The following is a 4,933-nucleotide window of genomic DNA, read 5'->3' as shown; positions in this document are numbered from 1 at the left end:
CGAACAACGTCCCAAGGATCAATTCGAAGAAGCGTTCACGCTCCACGCCGTTGCCCTCGGTCAGCGAGACCGCTTCCGCCATCGCCTCGATCGCCATGGCGATCATCATGTTGCAAGCGATCTTGGCCGCGTTGGCAGCGGGCGGCCGGTCGCCCATGAGCCATACCTGCTTGCCAATGGCCTCGAACACCGGTTGCACCCGATCAACCGCCGTGGCGCTTCCCCCGGCCAGAATGTTGAGTTCACCCTTGGCAGCAACATCCGGCCTGCCCAGCACCGGCGCCGCGACGTAATCCATGCCGGCGTTGGCATGCAGGGCCGCCAGCTCGTGCGAAAATGCCAACGAGATGGTCGAGGCCACAATATGCACGGTGCCTGCTGCGGCATGTTCCAGGACACCGTCTTCCAGCAGTGCCTCCCGAATCGCCGCATCGTCGGGGAGCATGGTCAGCACCGCATCCCCCTGGAACGCCTCCCGCGGCGAAGCCACCATGGTCACGCCATCGAGCTCGCCACCGGAACGGTTCCAGGCCTTGACCGTGTGCCCGGCCGCAACGAGATTGCTCGCCATGGCGCGTCCCATCGCCCCTAATCCAATAACGCCAATATCCATTGCCCTATTCCCGTTGTCTGAAGGTTTTCGCCAGCAGACCTTCTATTGATGTGGAAGAGAATGCCGCTCAGTCGAAACGGCTCCCGATTGCCCCCTGATAGGTCACATAGACCGTGACGGCGGTCTCTCCTGGCGTAGCTGTCATTAAGACTCTCCTTGCCGATCATTCACGGCTCAGGCGCCGAAGCCGCCATCGATAGTGTGCATGGCACCGGTGATGCCGGTAGCGTGCGGCCCGGCCAGATAGGCGGTCAGGTGGGCTACATCTTGAGCCGTGCCGTGCCGCTTGATCGCCATGACGCTGTGCATCTGCTCGGCAAGTTCGCCGTCGGCGGGATTCATGTCGGTATCCGTTGGCCCCGGCTGCACGATATTGATCGTGATGCCGCGCGGCCCAAGATCCCGGGCCAGCCCGCGAGCCATGCCCTGCAGCGCCGACTTGCTCAGCGCATAGGCGGCCAGTCCCGGAAACGGCATCCGGTCGCCGTTGACCGACCCGATCACGATGATGCGCCCGCCCTCCTTCATGGCCCGGGCAGCCTCCACTGATGCGTGGTACGGCGCTCGCACATTGACGTCGATCAGGCGATCGACCGCATCCGGATCCAGCGTCAGGGGGTCACCCGCTACCAGTACGCCGGCGTTGAATATCATGATGTCCAGAGGCCCCGCTTCACGCACGGTCGCCATCATCGCGTCGCGGTCGGCCGCATCGGTCTGGACTGCTGTCGCCCCGGTCTTCGTCGCCAGGTTTTGCGCCGCTTCGCGTGAACCCGAGTAGGTAAAACTCACCCGCGCGCCGCTATCGGCAAAGAGAGCAACGATGGCGGCGCCAATACCACGGCTTCCCCCAACGACCAGAACACGCTTGTCTACGAAATCCATGTGAAGCACCTCGGGTAGCAAATTGGATAGCAATCACTATAAAATTAGGCGGAATGCATGCGCAAGGATTTTTATAGTGAACACTAAAGAAAATGCCAAATCAGCGCCCAGGCCCCGGGGCCGTCCCCGAGGCTTCGACATGGAAACCGCACTGGACAAAGGCCAGCGCCTGTTCCACGCCGGCAGCTACGAAGCCGTGGGGTTGGCGGCACTGACCGATGCTCTGGGTGTGAAACCGCCCAGTTTCTACAAGGCGTTTGGTAGCAAGTCCGAGTTTTTCGCACAGGTCATCGAGCGCTACGCGCAATCGGCCCTCGCGCTGGACGAGATTCTGCTGTCCGGCCGGGCACCGGCGGATGCACTGGCGGAATTGCTGGAGAGCGCCGCACGAACCTATGCGCGAGACCCGGAACAACGGGGGTGTCTTGTACTAGAAGCCGCCCGGGGCAATGACGGAGATGAGAGCGTCATCCATGCACGCCGGGTGGCAAATCAGCGCCGTGATCGAATTCGCGAGTTCGTCGCCCGCACCCACCCGGAGCGCGCATCCGCGGTGACCGACTTCGTGGCCAGCACGATGTCGGGGCTTTCAGCCAGTGCGCGGGAAGGCATGGACGAAACCCGGTTACTCGATGTGGCACGCACCGCCGTTGCGGGACTGAAGGCGCAGTTGGATGCGGATTGATGGTGGGTATGCTTCATCTCATTGCCGGGGTCATCCAAAGCGGCTCGACAGGCTCGGCGTCATGTGGAGCCGAGCTGGCAGCCACTGGCGGAAGGACTGCTTATTGAGGGAGGCTTCGAGGGTGGTGGGCCGGTAGGACTTGAACCTATGACCAAGGGATTATGAGTTCGTTTTTAAAACAATAAGTTACTGACACACAAGGAAAAGCAACCGTAATCGAGCGAAAGGTACTGTTGTTTGTAATCAGTAGCTTAGCGAAATTTGAGGATAGCACAGGAAACTGGTGTGTGTACCGAAGGTGTACCGCTTTGGGGACCTCTAGTCTCACGAACCGCATGCCTGTGAGGGGCGCAAGACTGCTTCCCTCCAAGGGTATGCTGCCCACTCACGGCCCGAAGGCCATCTCAGCTTTCCTGTTATAACGCCTTGCTCACAGGCAAATTGGGAGCCAATCGAGCAATTTGTCCGTGTAAAACAACTAATTATATAATAGTTGCATACCCCCCCCCTCCACTCATTAATAAAGTCCAAAACCGTCCTCCTCATCTCGCTTCAACTCTTCATCTATCTGTCGATCTATATAATTAATATGGCTTTTAACCCAGAGCCTTACATTGGTATTTTCATGATTTATCAGGGGACTTAGTGCCAACTTATCTGACTCCAGGTAAGGTACAAGAGACCCAGACCACCCGCGGGTTCCCATATTAGCGTGCAGTTCATTCGCGACCCTTTGATCATTTCCAAAGTTCTCAAGCAAAGCTATAAACAATGCCGAGGGTTGTTGTTGCTCATCAACTGTTTCAAACACGTTCAAGCAACGGGCAACAAAAACAGGCCCAAGATCTGGAAGTGCAGAACACCATTTAATGATGCTCTCAACTGGAACAACTGAAAGCACGCTTGGCATATTAACTGCCAAACTTGTTTCGCTATCTAAAAGCTGTTGCAACCAATACCGCTCCATCCCTTCTGCTTGAACGATAGCATTACCAAATATTGGCCATAGCGTGTCACCGTAATCATTCATTATATTCAGCATTAAAGGTTTAATATGAGACCAGATATCCCCATGATTGAAGCCATACTTGCAGGCGGCAATTAACTGACTCGTTAGAGCAGTCGCAAACTCTTGATCCCGCACCTTCAATAACTTTTCGGCCATATCATGCCAATGGTGGATATCTGTAACAGTGTTCTGCTGTTCCTTATGCAAAGGAACGGTGATAACTAGCAGCTTAATCTGATCCCGTAGCTTTTCGATACTGCCTTTATTACCAAAGCAATACATATATATGACATTGAGTGCCGACCAACTTTCCTGAGCGCCCAGCTCGGCAAGATGAAGGCAAAACTCGGCCATCACATCCGGTTCAATTCCTTCTGTAACACTACCATAGCTCAGCGAATTTGCGCTGTTTGGCGACAATTCACCGCGCTGAATCAGGTCTAAAAGTTTATCCAAATGCTCCTTTTGAATATTACCAGTACGTATAAAATCAGGATAAAGATAGACAAACTTTTCATCCAATATTAATCTATCTATTTTTTTTTGCCAGAGATCGGGTGATTTCTCGAACAAGCCCCGATATAAACCTAGAATAAGCCGGAAATCAGGATGATCTATATTTTTTAAGCACTCCAAAGACGATTCAATTAATGGCTGGACATCAGAAACTTCACGAGACAACTGGTAACCAAAGGCATAGGACTGCTTTTGTTCTCCCTGCAACAAAGAGCCGAGATGTGGAATCAGATCATCAATATTATGGGATAGATCTGTGGCAAGAGATTTTGCATTTTCAGCTGCCACATCAACATAGCGTCCATCTTCATCTTTATGGTGTTCCCATGGAGGGCTGGTTATGAGTATTTTCAGTTTTTCTGACAATTCAACATCGTCAGGGCATAAAATCTCTAACCAACTACGTAGCGCATCAACCTTTTTCTTATCCATTTCTTTGGAATCATACTCTAAAGTGTCTTTAATGCTGCTTAAGGCCGCCGGCCAAAATCGGCCATTGATAGACACAACTCTCCTAATTGCCACGTCCAACATATTTACTCGACCATAAGCTACAAAACCTCTAATAGAATGCCCCATATCCGAAAGAACTTTTTCTTTTTGAGCATCGCCCCGTTCTATTAGAATTAGCATCAGATCGATAGCCTGTTGCCAGAACTCGAAAACCTCTTGCCATAGTTCCGGCCGCCATTCCTCTAGTGGAGCTTTAGTACCCTGATACTCAGCACCTACAGTTCGTGTACCACCATAAGTGCTGATTGCATGGCTTAGAGCCTCAAGGACCACCATGTCGATGTTGAGCTGATTGACTTCAATGGCGCGCTTTAATAGATCAAACCGAATTTTTGGTTTCGCTTGCGTTCCCGATAGGTTTACTCGAAAAAGTTGAGCAAACATACCTGTTGCATTATTGCTCCAGCTTTCGTTTTCAGCTGACGCAAGTAACAACATGCACCATGCCGACTTTTCAAAAACATCAGCATGAAAGCACAGTTTCTCTAACCCCCAAACCAAGTTTCTTCGGGTATCTCCATCTATAGCCTTAAGCTCCTCATGACAGCATGCCGATAAAATATGGTGAAGGGCGAAGCTAGTCGACTCAGGGTTCACTTCAACAAATGCGCGGAAGAGTTTCGAACCCTTTTCTGTAAGTAACGCCTCCGCTTGAACAAAAGGGCTAGCTCCTCCAAATAATCGATCTGAAAATCGTTGAACGCTTGGTTGG

General features: G+C 52.4%; 4 protein-coding genes. 1 reads left to right on the top strand and 3 read right to left on the bottom strand.

What is annotated here, in order from left to right:
* A partial coding sequence (locus tag AC3AYF_RS18180) for an NAD(P)-dependent oxidoreductase (protein WP_487780140.1) occupies window positions 1-571 on the bottom strand: 571 nt, incomplete at its 3' end.
* Between the two features lie 216 nt (window positions 572-787).
* Window positions 788-1,498: an SDR family oxidoreductase gene (gene bdcA, locus AC3AYF_RS18175; RefSeq protein WP_295039743.1), complete on the bottom strand. Its 711-nt coding sequence runs from the start codon at window positions 1,496-1,498 to the stop codon at window positions 788-790.
* Between the two features lie 139 nt (window positions 1,499-1,637).
* Between bdcA and AC3AYF_RS18170 the strand changes: the two genes are divergently transcribed.
* Entirely contained in the window at window positions 1,638-2,183 is a 546-nt protein-coding gene (locus AC3AYF_RS18170; protein ID WP_295039746.1) for a TetR/AcrR family transcriptional regulator, read from the top strand.
* A gap of 517 nt (window positions 2,184-2,700) precedes the next feature.
* On the opposite strand, the gene AC3AYF_RS18165 is transcribed toward AC3AYF_RS18170, so the two are convergent.
* The coding region (locus AC3AYF_RS18165) for a hypothetical protein (protein WP_487780139.1) at window positions 2,701-4,933 on the bottom strand (2,233 nt) is incomplete at its 5' end.

The sequence above is a fragment of the Salinicola sp. genome, from assembly GCF_982684285.1.
This window is presented reverse-complemented; position numbering and strand designations above follow the sequence as displayed.